Here is a 22,867-nt window from a genome sequence, read left to right as displayed (position 1 = left end):
GGATTCTATCCCGGAGACGAAACCTTAGGAGAGTGGAGCCTTTATGGTTGGCAGGCTATGCATAAAAAGGTTAAAACTTATTGATTAGCGATGCAGCGCGGTCTTGGGGGTTTCCCCCATGAGCGACTGCATCAAGACAAGGCTCCACTCTCCTTACGGTAACTTCAAACCATGGGGTTAGCCCGAACGGGAATTTATTCCCTAACTATTCGGGAACTTTAGCATCTTTGGATTCGGCAAAGCCGACGCTGCGCGAACGACTATAATAGTAAGTAAAGAAACTACACCAAAGGAGGTGATAATAGAGTGCTGGTAATGGAGTTCAAGGCTGTCTTAAAAGAGAGTCAGAAAGTAGCAATAAATGAAGCTATTAGGACAGCTCGCTTTGTCAGAAACAAGGTGCTCCGATTCTGGATGGATAATCCCGGGATTGGAAAGAAAGAACTCTATCGCTACAACACTCAACTAAGGGATGAATTGGAATTTGTTAAACATCTTAACAGCCATGCTTGTCAAGCATCTGTTGAGAACGTAGAACGCGCTATTAAACGCTTCTTTGATAACTGCAAAAAGAAAGTCCCTGGAAAGAAAGGATACCCTAAGTTCAAGAAACATTCTAGGTCAGTCGAGTATAAGCAATCTGGATGGAAGTTATCCCCAGACAGGAAGTCGATAAAATTCACGGACAAAAAGGGTATTGGGCAAGTAAAGCTCAAGGGTACCTGGGACTTATGGCGATTCGACCAGAAGCTCATAAAGCGGGTTCGCATAGTCCAAAGAGCTGATGGCTACTACATTCAGTTTTGCGTAAAAGCAAATAATTCAGAACCGTTACAAGCCACTGGCTGTAATGTCGGCCTAGATGTTGGCTTAAAAGAGTTTTATACGGACTCAGATGGATATGCAGAACCCAATCCTAGATTTTACCGAAAAGGCGAGAAACGATTAAAGTTCTATCAACGCCGAGTTTCCCGAAAAAAGAAAGGCTCCGCTAACCGAAAGAAAGCGATTAATAGACTAGGCAGACAGCATCTTAAAATAAGTAGGCAGCGTGAAGAACATGCAAAGAGAGTTGCACGTTGCGTAATCCGGTCTAACGACTTGGTCGCCTAGGTCGATTTGAGAGTTAAAAACCTGGTTAAAAACCATTGTCTGGCTAAATCTATTAATGATGCAGGTTGGTACAAGTTTCGGGAATGGCTGGAACATTTTGGTGAAAAGTTTGGCAGGGTCACTGTTGCAGTAAACCCTGCTTATACCAGCCAAAACTGCTCGGCATGTGGTGAAGTAGTCAAGAAGTCGTTATCAACTCGAACTCATGTTTGTAAATGTGGATGTGAGTTAGACCGAGACCACAATGCCGCAATCAACATCTTAACGAGAGCCTTAAGTACGGTGGGGCACACCGGAACTTTCCTCAACGCTCGGGGAGACTCGACCTCTACTCTGCTTGGTTCCGACCTGGTTGAGCAAGTTGGATCGCGCTTTCCGAGAATCCCCTGGCTTATAGCCATGGGGAGTGTCAACAAGGAGCCTCCGTCAAGAAGTGATGTAATCCATGGTAAGTCACACCAACAGCATTCTCGGCGATCTGATCAAGGTTTTTTCTCTCACTTTCCCCCAATAATCCCCCGATGAGTGTGCCCTTACTCCCTTTTTTGAGCCTTTGTTTTGAACACCTCATCAAAGTGCTTACACCATCTCTCAAAGCAAGGTGGCATCGCTGCGGGAGTTGTCTGTTTGATCAGGATTGACCTCGACGTGAAAACTCGGCTTAGCAAGTATTATACCCTCAAAACACCTTTTTTATTGTTTAAGTCCCACTAGTCGCAGATACGGACAAAATGGATATCCGAAGCCAAATGGAAAACCAGCACTATGGATTCCTAGCTATTTTGCTGCTTCCGTTGCTGGAGCTTCTATTGAGGTGCTGAAAGAGTACATCAACAATCAAAGAAAGCCGTCCTAGAAGGACGGGGCTTCGGCAAAGCCGACGCTACGCGAACAGACCCATTTTTTTTGGTGAGATTAGCGGTAACATATAACTCAGTAAACTTAATTATGTTAACTTTTAAATAGGACAGTAATGACTAATTTAGGGGACAACCTAAAAAAAAGACGAGAATCCCTAAATATCACCCAGCGGGAAATCGCTCATGAATTGGGCGTAACCGTTACCACGGTGCAAAATTGGGAAGCGGGCAGGCATATCCCCAAACTGTACCCAAATCAGCTCAAGGTATTGTGTGACCTGCTGAAAGTTACCCTAGATGAATTGGCAAAGTGGGTAACTGATTGAACTGTTGGGATCTACCTAAAAAAAAACGCCCCATATGGGGCGTAACGCTTTCCTATTAACCTGGGACAGTGTCCCAACAGTTAATCAAAAACTAAAACAGGAGAGGATTATCGCCATTTTATTGGCTACTTGTTACAGCGCCTGTGAACCAAACTTTTCGCAAAACAATCAGAAAAAATTTTTGGGGGCAAAATCTGTAGGGAATCGGGAATCGGGAATCGGGAATCGGGAATCGGGAATCGGGAATCGGTAATCGGGAATCGGGAATCGGGAATCGGGAATCGGGAATCGGTAATCGGTAATCGGTAATCGGGAATCGGGAATCGGGAATCGGTAATCGGGAATCGGGAATCGGGAATCGGGAATCGGGAATCGGGAATCGGGAATCGGGAATCGGGAATCGGGAATTGGTAATCGGGAAACAATCTTGTTTAACCGATTACTATGACAACCGCAATCAGCGTGTTTTTATATGATTTGTAAACACAGGTATTGCAGAAATTTGCTTGCATACAAGAGGCAAAAGGCAAGATTGTCAAGAGATTCGGAGTGTTATTTTACAATAAAAAAATACCTCAATGGTTTACATCTCATTTGGAAACCATTGAGCGCGATCGCTAATACAAAAAAATGCCCTAAACAGGGCATTTTGTCAGTTGTCCTACGGAGTAGTGTTTAAAACGTTGTCTTTGTAGTGGTTGTGGTCCCTAAATGCCCACATCACCAAGAATTTCTGTCTTCCAAATCGCTAATTATGCCCCTAAGCAGCCATTTCTTCCATCATCATCGCCATTTGCTGCTTGGCAAGAATGTTTTTCATGTGCTTCTTCACCGTATTGAGGGTAACAAACAGTTCTGCAGCAATCTCTTTGTAGGAGTAATTGACTCGACGCAGTAACCAGACTTCTGCCTCACGGGCAGTTAAGCCATATTTCTGAACTTCAGCTAGGGCTATACTATGAATGGATTGACGTTGGTCTTCGAGGGTAACTATAATATAACGCTGCTCAGATATCCTCAGGTTGAGCCATCTAGCCCGAATCCGAAAGGTTGTGGAGTGACTCGTAGTAATCTCTGAATCTATAATTACAGATTGATGGGCATAGAATTCATCACTTTCTTTCAAGGCTTGGCAGACACGCCAGATTTCTTTAGGCACCACCGTAAAATGTTTGCTGTTCGGAGTAAGTTGCTCACAAAGAACACGAGCGGTTTCATTGCTATGAACCAAATCTCCTTGTGTATTCAGAATTAAAACACCGTCAATAAAACCTTCTAGTACTCCTTGCAGTAGACCATTGTCTAACTGTTGCACCTGAGGAGCGGATTTTTCTAGAGTGTTGGTGAGAGTATACATGGTCTGTTGACGCACTAACTGGATTTAAACTGTTTAGGTGTGCTTGACCCATTAAGAATTAAATTCGCCACGAGTCGCACCTGTTGAATCACACTTGGCTTAGCCATTTGTTACAGCACCTCTCAACCAGGGTTTTCGCAAAAAAATCCGACAAAAATTTTTTTTGGGCTTTTTTGCGAAAAACCCCCCGATCACTCGTGTAAATAAATACTGGGTGACTTTTGCCATTCCCCAACATTGATGCCTAAGATGTCTAGGGATGGTCAATACTGAGTCCAGTCTTCGGGCTGCCCTTTGTAGCGCTTCTCATGGGGAGTAGAGGTTAGTAGTTAGTGTAAGCATCTACCAACATAAACAACAAACTACTAACAACTAACTTGAGAACCGCTATCGATAGACTAATGCGTACTAAACACGATTGACCGTAGGTCACGCTACGCGATCGCATTTACAACAGGGACATAACCGATGAAAAATCTAGATCGAATACTCCGTCAGCTGATAGTTGAAGCATGTAATCATCCACCATTAAGTCTGGAACGTCGGCAAAAACTGAGCGAGGTACATCTACTAGTGATGAAATCCGGCAAGCTTTGGAAAGAATATAGCTCTTATTATAATGACGCTCTCCAAGAGATGTGGGAATATTGCTGTGGCCATCCTGAAGAGTATGACCCGACTATCAAAGGTGTGATTACTTGGCTCGACGATGAACTAAAAAAGCGACTGAGACGATTTCGAGATGCTGGCTATAGGCAACAGAAGCGGCAAATTACTGGCCTAAGCACAGAGGAAGGTAAAACTATTGACCCTGTAGATAGGGTACCAGCTGCTCCTGATCTACAGCCAGTTATGAAAATATGGCAAAAAACCTTGGATTGGGTTAAGACAGACCCAGACGGAGTATTACGTCAGACTTGCTTTAGGAAACGCCCTGAGATTAATGCCCAAGTCCTAATCCAGCGGCGACTCCCTCCTGATCAGCCTTGGAAAACGATTGCAGCAGAATTTAAGCTAACCCCACCAGAAGCTAAAGATTTGCCCAAATTCTATAACCGTAAATGCTTACCCCTGTTGCGAAAATTCGGTGTATGCCAGGGATATATAGAAGAAAAGTCAAAGACTGGTAGCTCGAAAAGCACCACAAAACCCCAACCTAGGAAAAAATCATGAGACACAACGCCAACATGCTAGCAGATTGGTCAATCCCCATGCCGATTACCCAGTCGGCCCTAGAGATAGCCCAGCAGTTTGCTCAGTACCAACCCACCACGCAAAAGGCTGAACAAGTCTATCTCAACACCCTGGCAGTGTGTGCGGTGAATAACTACTTACGGATTCTGGGTATTCCCACTGACCTAACCGCAGGGGATAGCTGGAATTCAGTAGTGGGCTTGGCTGAAAATGTGGCTGACCTGAGGGTAACCGGTTTGGGGCGCTTGGAATGTCGGCCTGTCAAACCCGGTGATTTGACTTGTCCCATTCCCCAGGAGGTAAGATTTAACCGGATTGGCTATGTAGTCGTTGAGATTGATCAAGACCATACTGAAGCCACGCTGCTGGGATTTTCCGCAACTTCGGAAACCGGTGAATTAGTCATCCACCAATTGCGATCGCTTAAAGATTTACCAGCCTACCTCGATCAATTTCAACCTATGACACAACTCAGTCAATGGTTGGAGCATATCTTTGAAGCAGGTTGGCAGAGTTTGGAAACCCTTTTAGGTAACCAAGGTTCTCAGCCAGCTTTCGCCTTTAGAACCAAGTCTCAGACCATTAAGCGATGTAAACAGATTGAATGGGGCAAACCTAATCAAGGGGTGGCTCTGGTTGTGGAACTCACCCCAGAATCCGAAACGAAGCTGAATGTTCTCCTACAACTCAATCCCATCAATGGTCAAACCTATCTACCCCCCAATCTGCAGTTGCTCTTGCTAGATGAGGAGCAAGAAATGCTGATCAATGCCCAAGCCAGAAACCAGGATCAAGCCATTCAATTGGATTTTAGTTGCGAAGCCGGAGACCGTTTCAGTGTCAAGGTTGCTCTGGATAATGCCAGTGTGATCGAAGAGTTTGTGATCTGAAATTCCCAAATCCGCTGTTCCCGATTCCCTGTTCCCTATTCAGTACGCGCTATAACTAGGAATAACATTAGACAAAATACTGATTTTTGACGGTTGACAGTAAACCGTCAACCGTCAACCGTTAAAAAACTAAGCCAATGGCAAAGCTAGTAACTCTTAAGCTGGATGGGGATTTTGAGGAAGGTTTTCGGGTCACTCTGGAAATTGGCTCAGAAGGCGAAGGTCCGGAAACAGAACTTACTGGCAGATTGCCTCCAGCACCCAATCTAGTCAACCACTATCACGAGTGGCGGTCAACCTATCGCAGTCTGGGGAGCTCTTTGCGGGCAATCAAAATCAAACGAGTGGCAATCGGTGGTTCCATCAACAACCAGAGTCAGGGATTATGCGATCGCTTAAATCGGTGGCTGAAGTCAGAGTTATTTAGTCCACTGCGGGAAAAGTGGTTGGAAAAAGTGGGCACTACCGAAGAAGTCCGGGTGCTGATTCGTACCAAAAATCCCCAGCTCAGGCAGCTTCCTTGGCATCAGTGGGACTTTTTAGAGCGTTACCACCAAGCAGAAATTGCCCTAAGTACTCCAGAGTATGAACAACCAGGCAAATCGAACCAAAGCCGTGATCGACACAAGGTTAGAATTCTAGCGATTTTGGGCAATAGCGAAGGGATTAATATCCAACAAGACCGACAATTATTAGAGAATTTACCCTTTGCAGACATTACCTTTCTGGTAGAAGAACCACGGCAGAAGCTCAACGAAGCCCTGTGGGAGCAACCTTGGGATATTCTGTTTTTCGCAGGTCATAGTGAAACCGAGGCAGGAAGGGGTCGGATTCATATCAATCAGACCGATAGCTTAACCATTGACGAACTCAGAGAAGCCCTCAAAAAAGCCATAGAAAGGGGGTTGTCCCTAGCAATTTTTAATTCTTGTGATGGCTTAGGATTAGCCAATGAGCTAGAACAGCTGCACATTCCCCACATGATTATTATGCGGGAGCCCGTACCGGATCTGGTAGCACAGCAGTTTTTGCAATATTTTCTCAAAGCCTTTGCTAGTGGTAAGTCCTTGTATCTAGCAGTGCAAGAAGCCCGGAAAAAACTGCAAGGTTTGGAAGATCAATGTCCCTGTGCCAGTTGGTTGCCAGTGATTTGTCAAAATCCCGCTGCCATACCCCCAACCTGGCAACAGTTGCGTGGCAATCACCAGCGCCACCTGCTCCAATCGGCCCTGATCGTCAGTGTGGTGGTTACTATTTTAGTCATGGTGATCCGGCAGCTGGGAATGCTGCAGCTTTGGGAACTAAAGGCATTTGACCAGCTGATGCGGCTACGACCTAATCCAGGGGTAGACACCCGTTTGCTGGTGGTTGAAGCCACAGATGCTGAGATCATGCGCTATGGCTATCCCCTCCCAGATCAAACCCTAGCCCAAGTCCTAGACAAGCTAGAGTCTGATCAACCGCGAATGATTGGCTTAGATATCTTTCGCGAACGTCCTAGAGAACCTGGTCACCAGGCATTGAGCCGTCAGTTACAGCAAAATCAGAAATTCATTGCCCTGTGTAGCGCTAGGGAAGCTAACAACCCCAAAAACTCAGGCATCAAACCTCCCTCTGGGGTGCCAGAATCCCGCCTTGGTTTTAGCAATATCATGGCTGACCCTGATGGCATTATCCGTAGGCATCTTGTATTTATGCATCCCTACCACGATGACCCCTGTGCCACCGACCACTCCTTCAGTGCTAGGGTCGCATTGCATTACTTAGCCCAAGACCGAATCAAAGCAAAAACCATTGCTATGAATAAAATACGCTTGGGTAAGACTGTCTTAACAGAGTTGTCAGCTAATGCTGGGGGTTACCACAATCGTGATTATCGGGGGTTCCAGGTGTTACTCAATTACCGGAAAACTGTAGCCCGACGAGTCACTGTCACAGAGGTGCTAGAGGGTAAGGTCAAACCAGAGTGGGTCAAAGACAAAATTGTTCTGATCGGAATAACTGCAAGGATTGCCAAGGATTACCATCTTACCCCCTACAGTGCCCTGGAGTGGCCATACCAAGAAATGCCAGGGGTAATTCTTCAGGCTCAGATGGTCAGTCAGATGATCAGTGCTGGCCTCGGTGAGCGTCCATTATTATCGGTGTGGTCGGTCTGGGGAGACCTGTTCTGGGTTTGGGCTTGGTCAATCATTGGTGCTACCATTGCCTGGCGCTATGGTCGAATACTGTATTGGGGACTCGCTACGGTCACAGCGACAGGGGTTTTATATCTCCTATGCTTTGGTCTATTTACTTTAGGAGTATGGGTACCTCTGGTGCCATCAGCCTTAGCATTGGTAGCCACTAGTGTAATTGTGGTGGTTTACCGGAAACCACTTGGAGGGATCACTCCCTTAGCTCTGGATGGTATAATTATAGGATTTTTATCTGTATAAAAATCCTATAATTATTTATACCAGTTATAAATTGTTTGATAAAAAAATTTATACAAACTGAATATTATGGCCAGAATATACCGTATTTTAAGTAAATTTTTAAGTAAATTTTTAAGTAAGTCCAGGACACTCAGCAACGAACCACTGAACAAAGTGAGTTTGATTGTGATTGTGGTGATTGATATTTTTATCTTAATCAATGTGTTTACAGGACTGAATGATATTAGCACATGGCCGATGAGTCCTGCTCAGACTTATCCATGTTATTACCAGTGGAACAATTACCGTAGACAAACTGATCAAGATAAAGACTATAACATTATTAGCCGTTCATTGGGATCAACTAGTTTTAAACAATCCTATCAACAAGCTGAAGAAGGACATCTGGGTAAAGTTTTTACAACCTGTTTGAAGTATGCAGAATACAAAGATAAGATTAACAATCCCGAAAACCAGAAAACTGAAAAAGCTATTAACCAAAAAAAATCAAAAATAAGTACCATTAAACGGGCTAATAACACCATTCGTGAACAATATGATTCCACACTCTTAGAAAAAATTGCCGGTCAATCTCGTCAGCAATCAATTAATCAAGTCAGTGCTGAACAAGCCAAACAAAACTTAGAGCAAAATAATCGTAATATTTCTAGACTTCAACAGGAAATTAATAATCTTAAAAATGAACTACTTTCCAGACCGGAAAGTGTTAGTTTTATAGATTTTATTAAGGATGAGAATAAATTTAAGACAATCCGCAAAAACTATCAACAGGCATCTTTATGGTATCCAAGTATCCAATTTGCTTTTCAATCGCTCTTTCTGCTGCCGCTGATTTTTATCGCCCTATCCATTCATAAATTTACTCAACGAAGAGGATATGGACTGATCGCGCTGATTAGCTGGCATTTGCTGGTAATATTTTTTATACCCCTAATCTTTAGAATCTTTGAGTTCCTTCAAGTTGGCGCTATCTTTCAATTTATCTTTGATATAATTAGTGAAATTTTCGGCAGGTTACTTTTCCTAGTCAGTTATGTTTATATCTTGTTTATTCCATTGATTGGTTTTGGAATTATCAAGTTTTTTCAAAAAATTGTATTTAATCCTAAACTTCAGGCAGCTAGCAGAGTCAAAAAATTACTCTGCATCAATTGTGCCAAGAAAATTAAACCCGATGATCACTACTGTCCCCACTGCGGTTATTATCAATATGTTGAATGCCAAAGTTGCCACAATATTACTTACAAATATTTACCTTACTGTAAACATTGTGGCGCTTGCCAAGATTCCGTAGTAGATTAAGGCTATTTCTCAGGGATTAGATCATGTCCGGTTGAATAGTTACACAAGGCGCGAAAGGAAGGCAGAGGGAAGAAGGAAGAAGGGAGAAGTAAAGGAGTAAGGTTTCAAGGGTAATGGTGTTTTATGAGTAATTATCCTGATATAATATTAAATATTGAAACAGGGAACAGGGAGCAGGGAGAATTGTCTACTCCCAACTCCCAACTCCCAACTCCCAACTCCCAACTCCCAACTCCCAACTCCCAACTCTTTTCCTTGATTGGGAAGATAATGTGAGCTATGAAAATCAAACTTATTATGAATTAATGCAAATAAAGAGTTTGCTTAAATTTATTAAAGAAATCTGGACAGCAGAAAATTTTCTGCCAGAATAGTAATATTCCTATCACTCAGCAACGGGAGATCTGACAGTGAAATCTGAAATTCGCTACAAGCCGGCCTTTGCAGCAATTTTTGTCACTCTCGATCCTGGTGAGAGTATCACTGCTGAGGCAGGGGCAATGACCAGTATGGATGCTCAGCTTACCATGAAAACTCAATTTTCTGGTGGCTTCTTCTCTGGCTTGCTCAAGAAATTCTTTGGTGGAGAGTCTTTATTAGTCAATACCTTTAGCAATCAGACTCAGCAACCATTGAACCTAGTTCTTACTCAGTCCATAATTGGCGATATTGCTGGTGTGGAATTAGGAGAACGCAGTCTGTGTTTTCAACCCGGTGCTTATATTTGCCATACTACTGGGGTTAAGCTGGGTGTTCGGTGGGCAGGTTTTAAGAGTTGGTTTTCTGGTGAAGGACTATTTAAACTGAAAGTCAGTGGTAAGGGCACAGTTTTCTTTGGTGCTTATGGTGGTCTTACTCGCAAGCAGATTAATGGGGAATTTATTGTTGATACTGGTCATTTAGTGGCCTATGAACCAGGAATTATGATGAATATTGGGTTAGCTGGTGGCTTGTTGGGGTCTGTAACTTCTGGAGAAGGCTTTGTGAATCGGCTCAGGGGTCAGGGTGAGATTTATCTACAGTCTCGTAGTGTTGATGGTTTAGTCAAGTATTTACGTCCTAAGGTTTAGCTTCCTAATCCTTTACTATACCGTAGCCAAACCACTACATCTTTAACACTATCCTTCCTAAATTTCGTTATAAAAATGGAAATAGAACTATTACATCAACCAGATAGTGCGATCGCTCGCGTTGTTCTGGATGAAAATCAAGAATTCGTGGCAGAAGCAGGCTGTATGATTGCCATGAGTGGCTACATCAATGCCAGCACTACTTTACGACAAGGTAAAGGAGGTGGTATTTTTGGTGGATTAAAACGCTTGGTAGGTGGTGAATCACTGTTTTTAAGTGTTTTTCGCTCTCCTGTTGGTGGTGGCGAAATCTTTCTAGCGCCCAAATTCATAGGTGATATTTTAGTTTATCAAATGAATGGTCAAGAGTTGGTAGTGCAGGCGACTTCTTATCTTGCCAGTGAATCAGGTGTTGATATTGATTTAGGCTTTCAAGGTTTTAAGTCCCTGTTTTCTGGCGAATCAATTTTTTGGTTGACTATTAGTGGTTATGGTTCTGTATTGCTGAACTCATTTGGGGCAATTTATGAAGTCCCAGTGGAAGGTGAGTATATCGTTGACACCGGTCATATTGTTGCCTTTGAAAAAAGCCTGAACTTTGAGATTACTAAACCTGGCTCTAGCTGGATTGGTGCTTTTCTAGGTGGAGAAGGGCTGGTTTGCCGATTTAAAGGGCAGGGTAAAGTCTATTGTCAAACCCACAATACTGGTGCTTTTGGTCGGCAAGTTGGTACTCAACTACCACCACGATAATTACCTGGACGGAAATAAAGATTGTTGCTTGAAGTAGGGAGTAGGGAGTCGGGAGTAGGGAGTCGGGAGTCGGGAGTAGGGAGTCGGGAGTCGGGAGTCGGGAGTCGGGAGTAGGGAGTAGGGAGTCGGGAGTAGGGAGTAGAGTTATAGCAGTCGCCAGGGTAATTAGGACATGACAAAAGTCTCAAACTACAGTTTGGCTTGAGTTTAACTTCTGACTTCTGACTTCTGACTTCTGACTTCTGCTATACTTCCCGTGAATTCATAATTATTTACACAGTATTGTTTACTATCCCTTGATATTAGTTCTAACAATACATAATAATAGATAGGCCATAAAAATGATGAATAAAATTGACTACGAAATTGAGCATTCTCCCGCTTATGCCTCTTTGATTATAAACTTACAGGCAGACCAAACAGTCTTAATTGAATCAGGAGCAATGGCAGCAATGGACTCAAGTATCTCGATGAAGTCCAAAGTACGAGGTGGCTTGATGACAGGACTGGGTCGGATGGTAAGTGGTGAATCATTTTTTGTTAGTGAGTTTACTGCTGAAAAAGAGCCTGGGCAAATTTATGTTTCGCCAGGAGTACCTGGAGATATTCAGCATTACTACCTGAGAAACCAGGGTTTAATGGTACAGTCTTCAGGATTTGTTGCCTGTAGTCCAGAAATAGAAATTGACACGCAATTTCAAGGCTTTAAAGGCTTCTTCAGTGGCGAGTCTTTGTTCCTGATTCGAGCTACAGGCCAAGGGGATTTTTGGTTTAGTTCTTATGGAGCAATTGTAGAAATTCCAGTGGCGGGTGACTATGTAGTAGACACTGGCTATATCGTGGCATTTGAAGATACTCTAAATTACCAGGTTGAGGTGCTGGGTGGTTTATCATTTCGAGGTCTTAAAACTGGAGTTTTGGGTGGAGAAGGGTTAGTCTGTCGTTTCAGTGGTGAAGGACGCTTATGGATTCAATCTCGTGAGCTTTATGGGTTAATTAATTTTTTAAATCCTTTCCGTCCAACTAAGAGTGACTAAGAAATTGGTAATAGCTAAATAGCAAGCTAATCACTAATCCCTAATCACTAATCGTAAGCATTCAGCCATTAGCTATCAGCTATCAGCGTGTCGCGTATCAGCTTAAGCGCTACGCGCACGCGATCGCGTTCAGCTATCAGCTATGAGCTATCAGCTATTGGCCTAGGGCCAATGGCTTTTCCCCAGACTTTCAATTTTATTTTAAGCTGACGGCTGACAGCTGACAGCTGACGGCACCTCAAGTAGCGTGCGCTTCGCGCATATGCTTACCACTAATCCCTAATCACTAATCCCCCATCACTAATTATGCCCTCTCCAGATATACCTCAGAGTCGCAACCCACCACCAAGTAACCGTCAACTACTGATTTTATTGGGGCTATTTATCAGTTTTATTGTGGGGGTTATTTGGCTGTTGAACTTGCTGATCAACAGTCTAATTGGGCTAATTCCTCCTAGTGTCGAGCAAAAGCTGGGAGCTGTAATCGTTCCGGTTTATGAGCAGCAGGCTCAACCATCACCAACTCAAGATACCCTCAATCAACTGCTGGCGCGATTGGAAAAACAACTACCACCGGAGCAATCTAGACAACGAGATTACCGGGTGCTTTATCTACCAGAGGACACAGTAAATGCCTTAGCACTACCGGGGGATGTGATTGTGGTGTACGCCGGTTTTTTGAAACAGGTCGAGTCAGAAAATGAGTTGATGATGGTATTAGGACATGAGTTAGGTCATTTTGCTCACCGAGATCATCTGCGCAGTTTGGGAAGAACATTGCTGCTGCGGACAGCGATCGCTTATTTTGTTGGTGATGTAGGAGCCCTAGAATCTTTGGCTATTTCCGGATTGGCAACACTCTCTAAGTCGAAATTTTCCCAGTCACAGGAACAACAGGCGGATGAGTTTGGCTTGAGGTTGTTGCAGCAAACTTATGGTCATGTTGCTGGCGCAACAGATTTTTTCGCGAGAATGAGTCACAAACGAGGAGCGTCCTGGGATTTTTTATCAAGTCACCCATCTCCGGGTAAGCGAGTTACCCGACTACAGCGTCTGATTAAGGAACAAAATTATCCTCTCAAGGAGCGATCGCCTCTCCCGGAAAATCTGAATCAATCTCACCTGATATCAAGTCCAGTTGAATACCCATATTAAACGAGGGCAGAAGGCAGCTATGCTGAAGGCAGCTATGCTGAAGGCAATTGGATGGGGATTTAAACCCCATCCAATTGTGGACACCGTAAAGACGGTGGGGTTTTATAGCGCGTAGCGCTATATAGCACTACCGATTAAGGTTAGGACATTTATACAAGCTTAAAAGCTGTTGTAGTCCACTTTTGCCTTTTGCCTTTTGCCTTTTGCCTTGCGCGTAGCGCTATATCATCCAGCGATCGCTCTGTGTTTTTCGTACTACAAATCGAAGTGCGAAATCTGTTCCCTGATCCGAAGTTACCTGCTCGGAAGTCCCTACTCCCTAAAACCGAGAACCTTGTACCTCACCCAATTGACAAATCCTATTGGGTTTCTAAATGAGATGTAAACCTAGAAGGTCTTTTTTTTTATCCAATAAAACGCCGGATATCTTTCCCCTCTTGCTTCTTGCTTCTTGCCCCTTGCCTTTTTCTAAGGGTAATCGTTCACAACTCAAATGGATCCGGATCTGATCTCAAACACCAAGGAAACTAGAATACCTAAGCAAATTTTGCTTCAAAAAAAAATTTTTCTGATCATCTGCGAAAAGTTGGCTTGAGAGGCGCTGTAACAAGTAGCAATGAAAAAACGCCGCCTGGGCCGGTGTTTGATGAATTTCTAGAAAAGGTGTATTCTCAAATGATTAATTTGCTAAAGCAGCTTTGGACAACACTAGTTTCCTTCACTCTCAACATCAGAAAGCGCTGGCAACAATTAGCAGCAACGATACTGAAGGTATTCAAGGAACTAAGCGATAGTAATTCTCAGCCGATTGACCAGCAATCATCATCCCAAGAATCCCAAGAATTCAAAAAACTATCACAATCATCACAACTAACGATAGTAATGAATTACACACCACCGAATGATGGAGACGGACCTCCCAGTGAAACCGGAGACGCCGGATCTCTCTGGAAATTGTACCAGCTAATCCATGAAAATCCTGAGTTTAGTAACCCACAACTGTTACCAATATCAGCATCAAGACAACTACAACTATCACAACTACAGATGGTAAATACTTTCACACCACCCAATGATGGAGACGGCCCCGTAGGTGACGGCGAAAACGCCGGATCATTCTGCAAATTTCACCAGGTAATTGATGAAAATCCTGAGTGTACTGACCCACAAGCATCTAGTGTTACCAAGTCGTCTTCAGGTCAATCAACCTTGCCCTCTGACCCTGTCTCGCCCAAACCTGAGTCAAAACAATTGTCAACTGTCATGAGTTGGAATCCATTCACAGATTACAATCCACCGAAAGATGGCAAGGGACCCGTCGGTGACAGCAAAGATGCAGGTAGTTCTTGGCGCAGATAGTAGTTACTGAGTTTAAGTATACCAGTTTTCTATTCCTTAAAGTACTTTTTTCCTGGGTTTTAGAGAATAGGGAGTAGCGACTACATCGCTGCTCCCTATTCTCTATCCCCTGTTCAACACTTCTGGGAAAAAGCCAGCTTCCAAAACCTGCTCCTGAGCAAAAGAACACTCACAAGGAAAAGTGCTCAACTTAATCCCAGTTTCCTGGGCTGCCTTAATCCGAGCTTTTTGATAACTTTGCTCAAAGACCTCTGGCAAAAACGCTACGGTGCGCTTTCCAATGGGCGAGTAAATCGCCCTTGGGTCGCACCGTTTTAAACTAGGACTATCCTCCAGCAATTCTTCCAAAGCGATACGCTGTTCAGTGATAGTATTGATCCAACTATCGCTCCTTTTCCCTGGTTGATACATCCACTTCAGTAAATGCATCAGCAACACAATCAAGCGACTTTTTAACTCGCGCTTTTCCCGTTTACCCATGCTTTCGACTTCTTCAATCAGATTCGCTACATCAACTTGGGTAAACTCACCCTCCCGTAACTGTTGCGCAGTTGCCTCGGTCCATAAGTAAAAGTCTTGCTGATAAAGGTTGTGGGTTGTTGTCATCGCTCATTTCCCCAATTAATTGATGCTAGCATTTGGAGACTCCCCGCTCTTACCTAGACGGGGATTTTGATTTGTTTGGCGATCCCAATTCTTAAGCCGCTACACAATAATTTCATGCTAAGAATTCAGCTGTCAGCTGTCAGTGGTCAGTGGTCAGCCTTTAGCTCAATACCTTTAGTGGTGCGTTACGGGGCGGGCTATCTCAACCCTGGCTACGAGGTGGAAAATGAGGGCGAGCCCTTCCCTAACGCACCCTACGCCTCACTTCCCACCCTCCCCACCTACATCTATGGTCTTAATTCAAATCATTGATATTAATTTACCTGCCCTGTTGCACAAAACCCGATTGTAGAATATAAACTATAAATAGTCAAATAAATTTAGGTAAACTACTGCTACAAGACCACCGGAGAAGGTAATGTCCCTAGGAAAAAAACTACGAGAACGCCGTGAAAGTCTAGGTTTAACCCGCATACAAGTTGCTAGAGCCTGTGATGTGGTAGAGTCTACAGTGATTAACTGGGAGGCGGATCGGCACAAGCCTAAGCTCTATCCAGAACAGACTAAAGCCTTGTGTGATATTTTAGATCTCAAAGTTGAGGATCTGCTCCAGTAACATGTAAGGTTATACCCAAAGCACAGGATGGCTTTGTGCGATCATTTCATACTCATCTATAGTGCTGCGGATAGCAATAACTATATCAATTACCCTGCCGTCGCCACCAAGCACGGACTAGTTGAATGTCTTCGTAGGAGTAACGTTCTCCTAAATATTCCCGTACTTTTTTTAGATACTGATCACCCACTTTTTCAATTGCTTTGATAATTGGCTCATGACGTTCCAATGGTACCAGTCGTTTTAAATCCACTGGCTGATTCATTTCAATTAATTGGCTCAAATGATCTATTATAGTCCTGGTAGTATATCCTCGTTGTTGAGCAATTTCCTCTACACTTAACCCTTGTTGATAGAATTGCAGGGTTTTCATATGGGTACTGGAGGGCAGGGGTTCTGGTAGTTTTTGCTCTTGACAAAATGCCTGAATTTCTGAAACAAATTGCTCGCCATACTGGGTAACTTTATACTGAGTAACACCAGAAAGTTTCCCAAAGTTCTCTAAGGTTTTGGGTTTCAGCTGTGCCATTAGTTTCAGTGTGGAATCAGCAAAGACCACATAGGGTGGAATCGATTGGCGATCAGCGAGCTGTTTCCTTAATTTCCGCAGTTTCTCTAGCAGAATCTCGGCTTCAGCTACTCTGGGGTTAATTTCCCCTAAGGCTTTTTCTACAGATGACTGGGGAATAGGAACGTAAACAGAACGTTGCTTGCGCAGGATTTCCCAACTTAGTTTATTGAGCTTCAGCACAGAGTAGCCATCGGTGGTTTGGTCTACTAATCCTTGGTGCAAAAGCGATCGCACTAGAATTTTCCAAGCCTCTGCAGTTTGATCTTTACCAATACCATAAGTAGAGAGTAAGTGATGGCCATACTGCTCAATTTTCTTACTTTTTGAGCCCCGCAACACTTGAATAATGTGGTTCATGCCAAACCGTTCCCGACACCGGGCTACACAAGAGAGGAATTTTTGAGCTTCAATGGTCCAATCTTCTAGTGGCTTAGGATAGCAACAGTTATCACATTTCTCACAATTCCCTGGAAACCGCTCACCAAAGTAGCCCAGCAAAATCCGGCGGCGACAATCTGTGCCTTCTGCGTAGTCAACAATCTGATTTAACTGTTGATAGGCAATCCGTTGTTCCTTGGGATCGGGCTTTTGATCAATCAGATAATGAAGTTTTGAGATATCACTAGCGCTATATAAAACCGTACATGTGGCTGGTTCCCCATCCCGTCCTGCTCGTCCCGATTCCTGGTAATAACTTTCGATGTTACGAGGTAAATCGTAGTGAATCACAAACCGTACATCTGGCTTATTAATTCCCATGCCAAAGGCTACCGTAGCTACGATTACCCGCACATCATCCCGGATAAACCGATTTTGATTGGTTGCCCTAGCCTTATCTGTCATTCCGCCATGGTAAGGTAGGGCAGAAATTCCATCATTCTGTAATCGGAAAGCCACTTCTTCTACGGAACGGCGGCTCGTACAGTAGACAATACCAGAACCTTGGTGAGAACGGATTTGTTGTAATAACTGTTGATAGCTTTGCCGTTGTTTTGGTTGAACGTCGTAGTAAAGGTTAGGACGGTTGAAACTGGCGATGTGAACCTTGGGCTGTCGCAATTCCAGTTGTTGGATAATGTCCTGTTGGACTCGATTAGTGGCAGTAGCGGTCAGCGCCAGCACTGAGCTATTAGGATAGCGGTTACGTAATAGTTTTAGTTGCCGATAGTCTGGGCGGAAATCATGCCCCCATTGTGAGACGCAGTGAGCTTCATCAATGGCAAAGGTGGGAATACCGATTTGCGATCGCACTCTATCCAAAAATGGGATAAACTGTTCTGCCAGTAACCGTTCTGGTGATACGTAGAGTAATTTTATCTTACCCTCAAGGATAGCAGCTTCCCGCGATCGCATTTGTTGGAAGCTCAAGGTACTATTGATAAAGGTAGCCCCAATGCCATTATCTTCCAAAGACGTCACTTGGTCTTGCATCAAGGAAATCAGAGGAGATACCACAACGGTTAATCCCGGTTTCAGTAGCGCTGGCAGTTGGTAGCACAAGGATTTACCACCCCCAGTGGGCATGATAATCAGTAAATCCTGATTTTGCAGCGCCTCTTCAATAATCTGTTGCTGTCCTGGCCGAAAACAGTCGTGACCAAAAAAATGTTTAAGGGCATGCTCCAGGGATGGCGACTGTTCCATGGTCGTGAGGGGATTGCGATCAGTTGATTGTTGGGATAAGATTATTATGCCTAAAAACTATAACATAGAGCGCTACTCCCTATTCCGTACCTACAACCAAATCCCACAGCACATCAATACCACTGCCCACATAGTCTGAATCCTGGTGTTGTTCAATCCATTCAATCACAGCAGGGAGAATATGATTGGATGTTTTGCCCAAATTGCCCAAGGCTTGGGCTGCGCTGCTACGCACAAAAGAATCATTATCCTGAAGCAGAGCTAGTAGGGCGTTGACTACAGCTTCTGAGCTGTTTCCCAATTTGCCCAAGCCTATGGCTGCCCCTTGACGCACATAAGAGCGATCATCCTGAAGCAGAGCTAGTAGGGCGTTGACTACGGTTTCTGAGTTGTTGCCCAAGTTGCCCAAGCCTATGGCTGTCTTCCCACGAACATAAGAGTGATCATCCTGAAGCCTTGCTAGAAGGGCATTGACTACGGTTTCTGAGCTGTTGCCCAAGTTGCCCAAGGCTCTGGCTACCTGCCCACGCACATCAGAATTATCATCATGAAGCCGTGCTAGAAGGGCGCTGACTAAGGTTTCTGAGCTGTTACCCAATTTACCCAACCCTCTGGCTGCTTGACCGCGCACAAAATAATTATCATCTTGAAGCCTTGGTATTAGGGCGCTGACTACGGTTTCTGAGCTGTTGCCCAAGTTGCCCAAGCCATAAGCTGCCCTCCAACGCACAAAATAATCATCATCCTGAAGCCGTTCTATAAGGGTGCTGACTAAGATTTCTGAGCTGTTGCCCAAGTTGCCCAAGGCATCGGCTGCACTCACACGTACATCAGGATCGGGATCCTGAAGCCGTGCTAGGAGGGTGCTGACTACAGTTTCTGAGCTGTTGCCCAATCTGCTCAAGGCATCGGCTGCCCACCCACGCACATTAGAATTCTCATCCTGAAGCTTTGCTAGGAGGGTGATGACTACAGTTTCTGAGCTGTTGCCCAATTTACCCAAGGCTCTGGCTGCCCTCCAACGCACATCAGAATTCTCATCCTGAAGCTTTGCTAGGAGGGCGTTTATTACAGTTTCCGAGCTATTGCCCAATTTATCCAAGGCATCGGCTGCACTCACACGCACATCAGAATTCTGATCCTTTAGCTGTGCTAGCAATATTGTAATTACCTGATCCTTTTCCCCTAACTCGGCTCGATAGTGGAGCAATCGGCACTCATTAATTCGATCGGATTGCTCTTTCAACAATGCCAATACCTGTGCTTGAAAATCCGTTTCATATAAACTACAAATTACCTGAAAAACCTCCTCGCGAATCTTCTTGGCAACCCGATTTTTACTAGTCACCTCCAACTCAACCAACCGCTCCAAAATCTCTTGCACCAACCCACGATCAGCACCACGCAAATTTTTCGGGTCTTCTGCCAAACAACTACCAGCAAACAACAAATCACGATGCAACCACTGCTCATAGTTACTAGTATTATTCAAAACTGCCCGAATCGCCCTCGCTGCCTTTTTCGGTTTTTGTTGTGCTATCAGCAATAGTAACACTTCGCGCCAGTGGGAGTCATGCAAATGCTCCCTAATCTGACTCAAAACAATCTCAAAATCCCCCTCATTATCCGCCTGATAGTCAATCTCTTCAGCACACAAATATTCCTGAAACGTCTTATGGACAAAACCATAACAATTTTGCCCTTGCTCATTCAACAAACCCGTGCGATCGCGAATCAAGGTGACAAATGCTTCTGCTTCTTCTTCAGCTTGGTATAACTGCACCTGCTTCAAGGTTTTAATCTGCTGACTCAACTGATCAATCAAATCATCCCGGTCTATCAAAGTACCGCTGTCGTTATCTTCAACATTTCCCTGGGTATGAATCCAATAAGCCAACAATTCCATCAATCGGCGTAAATCATATAAATCTAGATACTTAAATATTCCATGACTGCTGATTTCTTTGTTAGCATCCCAAGAGGTTAACAACGTCTTGACAGCACAATTATAAAGCTCAAACCGTTCCTTAGGTAATATAGCTTGATACCGATGAATCAATGCAATAATTGTCAACAATAACGGATTCCGTGCCAATAGCTTAATCCTGTCATTATCATCCAGCGCCTTTCGTAAACTATGCTTGCGCCTTTCAGCTTCGGCTTGATCTTGAAACCTGCTGTTATACCAGTTATCAATAAATGCCGAAATCTTCTGGTCATCAAAGGGTTCAATTTGATAGTGGGGAAATTCCTCAGTGTGGAAAAAGTCGCGTCGATAACCAGCCGGTCTAGATGTAATAATAGCGCGATTTCTGTCAAACTGTCCCAAAAAATTCTCAATCCGCCTGACTACATCATTCCGTTTAGCCTCTTCTGGCACTTCATCCAAACCATCTAGCAATATCAACGCCCTCCCATCAGATAACCAATGCTCAAAAAATCCTACTGGTAACGGTTTCACTGACATCGTGTTTTCAGCAAATACCCGAGCATAGTCGATCAGGCTTTTATCGAGATTTATCGCAAAATCTCGCATCCTAATTAAAATCGGTAGCCAGTCCGTATCAGCATCTAATCCTAAAATCTCAGGATTTTGCTGAGCCAACATTACTGCAAAATAACTCATCAAGGTGGTTTTTCCGGAGCCTGGCGCACCCAATATCACTACTCGTCTTGATTGACTTTGGCTCAATAACTGCTCCGCCAATAATTTGCGGCCAGTCGTCTTTGCTAATAGTGCTATTTCTGAGGTTTCCCCACTACCAGCTGCTAACAAATCCCGTTCCCAAGCGCCAGCAGTTGATACGTCTTCCACCACATCTGGCATTACAAAGATTTGGGCTAACTTCTCGGATTTTTCTACTTCTTGCCCAGGCACAGCAATGCCAGCAAATTTGACATCATCAAACCAGTTAGCTAGCTGCTCACAATAATCCTGTTTAGCTACCTGAAATTTTAGATAAGTATCGGTCTGCTGGAAATAAGCATTAATAAATTTCTCTATCCAAGGTTTAATACTATCTTGATTCAGTTTAATGTCATTGGCTTCACCTTGCTGTTGAAATACCCTGATTAAAATCTCCCGATCAGGCTTCCCTTGATTAAGTAGCGGTTTCTGTAATTCCGCCACAACAGCAGAATTAGTAAAATAGTCGCGCAAAAAATTATTAACTCCATTCCAGCCATCCGGTCTAGCGTAATAAAATAAGCGCTGGCTCGGATCCCGTTGTTTTTCCCATTTCTTAACTGCCTCTTCTCCCCCTTTGATTGCCTTGTCTACATCACTTTTACTCAGAGCTTGACTTAAGCTATCCCATCCTTGTCCCGAAACAATCTCTAACAACGATTCCCCTATTTTCGGGATTGCCCAACCGGCTAATACTGACAAGGGTTCTATCATTTATGTCTAATTATAGTTAATTAGTTTAATTATAGCAATTTAGAAAGCCTGGTTTTTTGCGTGGGTTTGGATCCCCCTAAATCCCCCTTAATAAGGGGGACTTTCCAGATCGATTTCCGGGCTCCTCTTAGGGAGCAGTGAGTAGGGAGTAGGGAGTAGGGAGTAGGGAGTCGGTTTTTTTGCGTGGCTTTGGATCCCCCGTTTCCCTTAATAAGGGGGACTTTCCAGATCGATTTCCGGGCTCCTCTTAGGGAGCAGTGAGTAGGGAGTAGGGAGTAGGGAGTCGGTTTTTTTGCGTGGGTTTGGATCCCCCGTTTCCCTTAATAAGGGGGACTTTCCAGATCGATTTCCGGGCTCCTCTTAGGGAGCAGTGAGTAGGGAGTAGGGAGTAGGGAGTCGGTTTTTTTGCGTGGGTTTGGATCCCCCTAAATCCCCCTTAATAAGGGGGACTTTCCAGATCGATTTCCGGGCTCCTCTTAGGGAGCAGTGAGTAGGGAGTAGGGAGTAGGGAGTCGGTTTTTTTGTGTGGGTTTGGATCCCCCGTTTCCCTTAATAAGGGGGACTTTCCAGATCGATTTCCGGGCTCCTCTTAGGGAGCAGTGAGTAGGGAGTAGGGAGTAGGGAGTCGGTTTTTTTGTGTGGGTTTGGATCCCCCTAAATCCCCCTTAATAAGGGGGACTTTCCAGATCGATTTCCGGGCTCCTCTTAGGGAGCAGTGAGTAGGGAGTAGGGAGTAGGGAGTAGGGAGTCGGTTTTTTTGTGTGGGTTTGGATCCCCCGTTTCCCTTAATAAGGGGGACTTTCCAGATCGATTTTCGGGCTCCCCCCTTAATAAGGGGGACTTTCCAGATCGATTTCCGGGCTCCCCCCTTAGCTAAGGGGGGCTGGGGGGGATCGAGCTAGTAAATGCGATAGAAAGTTCGATGCTCTGAAAGATAAGCTACGCGAACACATAATTATTCTATCAAATTAAATGCTATCCCAGAATTAAACTCTAAACTTAAATGCTATCCCAGTATTACGGTATTAATTTCATAAAATTGATGCTCTAAACTAACCGATAAGTGATGGCATAGCAGCTCCAATATACTTTTGCAGCTAAGAGATTGAGCGAAGGTCACGCTACGCGATCGCTTTTTTTCAATTAACAAAAAAATCATCAAAAAAATTACCGTTA

At 44.1% G+C, this 22,867-nt stretch carries 17 protein-coding genes and 4 pseudogenes; 15 read left to right on the top strand and 6 right to left on the bottom strand.

The annotated features are described in order from the left end of the window. Nucleotides 1–306 precede the first annotated feature (306 nt). A pseudogene (locus F6K63_RS13440) lies at nucleotides 307–1,482 on the top strand (RNA-guided endonuclease InsQ/TnpB family protein); the annotation flags it as partial. Between the two features lie 46 nt (nucleotides 1,483–1,528). Here the strand turns inward: F6K63_RS13440 and F6K63_RS13435 are convergent. Beyond that, nucleotides 1,529–1,745 (bottom strand): annotated as a pseudogene (locus tag F6K63_RS13435) (IS701 family transposase); the annotation flags it as partial. A 77-nt stretch (nucleotides 1,746–1,822) separates the two neighbouring features. On the opposite strand from F6K63_RS13435, the pseudogene F6K63_RS13430 reads away from it, so the two are divergent. From F6K63_RS13430 to F6K63_RS37805, 3 genes and pseudogenes are all read left to right on the top strand, one after another. Then, nucleotides 1,823–1,969 (top strand): annotated as a pseudogene (locus F6K63_RS13430) (transposase); the annotation flags it as partial. A gap of 117 nt (nucleotides 1,970–2,086) precedes the next feature. Next, nucleotides 2,087–2,299 (top strand): helix-turn-helix domain-containing protein, encoded by a 213-nt coding sequence (locus tag F6K63_RS13425; protein WP_071103122.1) that lies wholly within the window; start codon nucleotides 2,087–2,089, stop codon nucleotides 2,297–2,299. Nucleotides 2,300–2,502: 203 nt separating this feature from the next. Further along, nucleotides 2,503–2,775, top strand: a pseudogene (locus F6K63_RS37805) (hypothetical protein). Between the two features lie 284 nt (nucleotides 2,776–3,059). On the opposite strand, the gene F6K63_RS13415 reads toward F6K63_RS37805, so the two are convergent. Next, the gene (locus F6K63_RS13415; RefSeq protein ID WP_008183441.1) at nucleotides 3,060–3,656 is read right to left on the bottom strand and encodes a helix-turn-helix transcriptional regulator; all 597 of its coding nucleotides are present in this window, start codon (nucleotides 3,654–3,656) and stop codon (nucleotides 3,060–3,062) included. A 468-nt stretch (nucleotides 3,657–4,124) separates the two neighbouring features. Here F6K63_RS13415 and F6K63_RS13410 point away from each other — a divergent pair, with 468 nt between their 5' ends. The 7 genes from F6K63_RS13410 to F6K63_RS13380 all read left to right on the top strand — a co-directional run bounded on the left by F6K63_RS13410 (nucleotide 4,125) and on the right by F6K63_RS13380 (nucleotide 11,303). Next, on the top strand, nucleotides 4,125–4,829 hold the full coding sequence (locus F6K63_RS13410) for a sigma-70 family RNA polymerase sigma factor (RefSeq protein WP_287267526.1): 705 nt from the start codon (nucleotides 4,125–4,127) through the stop codon (nucleotides 4,827–4,829). After that, nucleotides 4,826–5,740 carry a DUF1822 family protein gene (locus F6K63_RS13405; RefSeq protein WP_287267524.1) on the top strand — a complete coding sequence of 305 codons (915 nt, stop codon included), beginning with the start codon at nucleotides 4,826–4,828 and terminating at the stop codon, nucleotides 5,738–5,740. The genes F6K63_RS13410 and F6K63_RS13405 overlap by 4 nt, the downstream gene beginning before the upstream one ends. Nucleotides 5,741–5,877: 137 nt before the next feature. After that, entirely contained in the window at nucleotides 5,878–8,178 is a 2,301-nt protein-coding gene (locus F6K63_RS13400) for a CHASE2 domain-containing protein (RefSeq protein ID WP_008183432.1), read from the top strand. A gap of 66 nt (nucleotides 8,179–8,244) precedes the next feature. Further along, nucleotides 8,245–9,480: a hypothetical protein gene (locus F6K63_RS13395; RefSeq protein ID WP_287312342.1), complete on the top strand. Its 1,236-nt coding sequence runs from the start codon at nucleotides 8,245–8,247 to the stop codon at nucleotides 9,478–9,480. 123 nt (nucleotides 9,481–9,603) lie between these two features. After that, nucleotides 9,604–9,756 (top strand): hypothetical protein, encoded by a 153-nt coding sequence (locus F6K63_RS13390; RefSeq protein ID WP_008183427.1) that lies wholly within the window; start codon nucleotides 9,604–9,606, stop codon nucleotides 9,754–9,756. 134 nt (nucleotides 9,757–9,890) lie between these two features. Then, a complete protein-coding gene (locus tag F6K63_RS13385) occupies nucleotides 9,891–10,550 on the top strand; it encodes a TIGR00266 family protein (RefSeq protein ID WP_008183422.1) in 660 nt (219 codons plus the stop codon). A 75-nt stretch (nucleotides 10,551–10,625) separates the two neighbouring features. Then, nucleotides 10,626–11,303 (top strand): TIGR00266 family protein, encoded by a 678-nt coding sequence (locus F6K63_RS13380; protein WP_008183420.1) that lies wholly within the window; start codon nucleotides 10,626–10,628, stop codon nucleotides 11,301–11,303. On the opposite strand, the gene F6K63_RS13375 is transcribed toward F6K63_RS13380, so the two are convergent. Next, on the bottom strand, nucleotides 11,285–11,482 hold the full coding sequence (locus F6K63_RS13375) for a hypothetical protein (RefSeq protein ID WP_287312341.1): 198 nt from the start codon (nucleotides 11,480–11,482) through the stop codon (nucleotides 11,285–11,287). The genes F6K63_RS13380 and F6K63_RS13375 overlap by 19 nt on opposite strands. Before the next feature lie 165 nt (nucleotides 11,483–11,647). Between F6K63_RS13375 and F6K63_RS13370 the strand changes: the two genes are divergently transcribed. From F6K63_RS13370 to F6K63_RS13360, 3 genes are all read left to right on the top strand, one after another. Next, a complete protein-coding gene (locus tag F6K63_RS13370) occupies nucleotides 11,648–12,340 on the top strand; it encodes a TIGR00266 family protein (protein WP_502708311.1) in 693 nt (230 codons plus the stop codon). Between the two features lie 306 nt (nucleotides 12,341–12,646). Then, complete coding sequence (locus F6K63_RS13365; RefSeq protein ID WP_008183415.1) at nucleotides 12,647–13,495, top strand: M48 family metallopeptidase; 849 nt, start codon at nucleotides 12,647–12,649, stop codon at nucleotides 13,493–13,495. A gap of 675 nt (nucleotides 13,496–14,170) precedes the next feature. Further along, a complete protein-coding gene (locus F6K63_RS13360) occupies nucleotides 14,171–14,854 on the top strand; it encodes a hypothetical protein (protein ID WP_131826917.1) in 684 nt (227 codons plus the stop codon). 102 nt (nucleotides 14,855–14,956) lie between these two features. Here the strand turns inward: F6K63_RS13360 and F6K63_RS13355 are convergent, their stop codons facing one another. Next, a complete protein-coding gene (locus F6K63_RS13355) occupies nucleotides 14,957–15,460 on the bottom strand; it encodes a DUF29 domain-containing protein (protein WP_287295155.1) in 504 nt (167 codons plus the stop codon). 418 nt (nucleotides 15,461–15,878) lie between these two features. Here F6K63_RS13355 and F6K63_RS13350 point away from each other — a divergent pair, with 418 nt between their 5' ends. Then, nucleotides 15,879–16,076 carry a helix-turn-helix transcriptional regulator gene (locus tag F6K63_RS13350; RefSeq protein WP_287267516.1) on the top strand — a complete coding sequence of 66 codons (198 nt, stop codon included), beginning with the start codon at nucleotides 15,879–15,881 and terminating at the stop codon, nucleotides 16,074–16,076. An 85-nt stretch (nucleotides 16,077–16,161) separates the two neighbouring features. On the opposite strand, the gene recQ is transcribed toward F6K63_RS13350, so the two are convergent. Then, on the bottom strand, nucleotides 16,162–18,291 hold the full coding sequence (gene recQ, locus F6K63_RS13345; RefSeq protein WP_287312340.1) for a DNA helicase RecQ: 2,130 nt from the start codon (nucleotides 18,289–18,291) through the stop codon (nucleotides 16,162–16,164). Nucleotides 18,292–18,370: 79 nt separating this feature from the next. Next, a complete protein-coding gene (locus F6K63_RS13340) occupies nucleotides 18,371–21,691 on the bottom strand; it encodes a HEAT repeat domain-containing protein (protein WP_287312339.1) in 3,321 nt (1,106 codons plus the stop codon). Nucleotides 21,692–22,867: the final 1,176 nt, after the last annotated feature.

It is taken from the genome of Moorena sp. SIO1G6, from assembly GCF_010672795.1.
GTDB classification, from domain to species: domain Bacteria; phylum Cyanobacteriota; class Cyanobacteriia; order Cyanobacteriales; family Coleofasciculaceae; genus Moorena; species Moorena producens.
The sequence above is the reverse complement of the archived record's forward strand: the minus strand, read 5'-3'. Positions and strand labels throughout refer to the sequence as shown.